General features: G+C 45.5%; 2 protein-coding genes. Both read left to right on the top strand.

Features of this window, described 5'->3' with window-relative positions; all coding sequences use genetic code 11:
- The first annotated feature begins 111 nt into the window (after positions 1-111).
- Positions 112-621, top strand: coding sequence for a TIGR02652 family protein (locus QUA70_RS28390; RefSeq protein ID WP_015175878.1), 510 nt, complete (start codon positions 112-114; stop codon positions 619-621).
- Between the two features lie 224 nt (positions 622-845).
- Entirely contained in the window at positions 846-1,283 is a 438-nt protein-coding gene (locus QUA70_RS28385; RefSeq protein ID WP_333351096.1) for a VOC family protein, read from the top strand.
- Positions 1,284-1,563: the final 280 nt, after the last annotated feature.

The following is a 1,563-nucleotide window of genomic DNA, read 5'->3' as shown; positions in this document are numbered from 1 at the left end:
AGCGGAATGAAGCGAAAGTTTCACGTTCCGTTCTGAAAGAGAGGTAGGGGTAGAAATGCCCCTATCGACTCTAACCACTTTTGCAGAGAAAATATGCTGGGACGCAAATAAATGATTGAAGTTGCCTTGCAATACCCGATGTTTGGCCCGGAAATTCAGTGTCCCCACTGTCGCCAAACAATTCCGGCTCTAACGCTAACGGATACCTATTTGTGTCCGCGTCACGGGGCATTTGAGGCAGATCCAAAAACGGGGGAACTGGTTCACCTTCAGTCTGGGCGGCACTGGCGCCGCTGGGAGAATGAATGGTATCGCCAGCACACGCACCCGGACGGGATTCGGTTTGAAATTCACGAAGCGCTCGATCGACTTTATACTCAAGGCTACCGAGCAACTCGCGTGATCGTTGCTCAACGCTATCGGGACTTAATCAGCGCTTATTTGGAACGCAGCACGCCTTGGCGCGGCCAGTCGGAATCGCCGCGGCCGAGGCTGTACGGTTTGCCTGTGGATTTTAGCCCCGAACCTCAAGAGGACCCTTGCTGGGAAGTGATTAATTTTGATTTGGAAAAAGAGCCGGGAGTTCCGATTAGATATCCTTATTTTCGGTTGTTTGAATAGTCCGTTGACAGTTGGCAGTTGTCCGTTGACAGTTGGCAGTTGTCCGTTGTCATTAGGAAATTAACTGACTAAATTTATTCCTGAGTCTGGAATTATCAGTAATAAGTAAATAAAGTAACTAATGATTAACAAATCATAAAGACGATTAATAACAACTATCAACTGACAACTATCAACTGACAATTATCAACTGCCAACTATCAACTGCCAACTGCCAAAATCTAATGCACCACGCCTCGATTCGCACTGCTAACATTCACCGGGCGATCGCCTTTTACGAACAGTTGGGATTTACTGTGAGCGATCGCTTTACCACAGGTTACACCCTAGCCTGTTGGATGGAAGGTCTCAACGGCCGCATTGAACTAATTCAAATCCCGGAACCAAAACCCGCACCGGATGCTTTTGGAGACGAGCATTATGTTGGATACTATCATTTATCTTTTGATTTAACTGAGGCGACAACTGACTTGCCTAGCTGGTTGGAGTCTATGAAAGAACGTTTTGAGGAAGCTGCTAAAGACCAACCAAACCAGTTTCAAGCTTTGAAAGTTTTATTAGAACCGACTCAACAGGCGATCGGGCAAAATGTTTACGAAGTAGCTTTTATTGCCGATACAGACGGTTTGCCCTTAGAGTTTATCCGGCGGATGAATGACTAATTACGTCAGAGATAAACACTTCAGAAATCCCATCAGCGTGCATCTGTGTTCATCTGCTGATATCTGGGGTTAAAAAATCCCAATCCCACTAATCTGCTTTAATCCGGATATCAATTAACCAATAACTAAGTAGAAGGAAGCAGGAAACAGGAAGCCCGAAGAATGCTAATATAGCAAACGTTTTAGCCATCTGCATCTTTCGTTTAATTAGGGCTTGCTGAATAAGCCTAAAACCCTTACCTCAAAAGACTTTGACTCGCGTTCGGCGTTGACAACGTGT

Origin of the sequence: Microcoleus sp. LAD1_D5 (assembly GCF_036702115.1) — a bacterium.
Lineage (GTDB): Bacteria > Cyanobacteriota > Cyanobacteriia > Cyanobacteriales > Microcoleaceae > Microcoleus.
The sequence above is the reverse complement of the archived record's forward strand: the minus strand, read 5'-3'. Positions and strand labels throughout refer to the sequence as shown.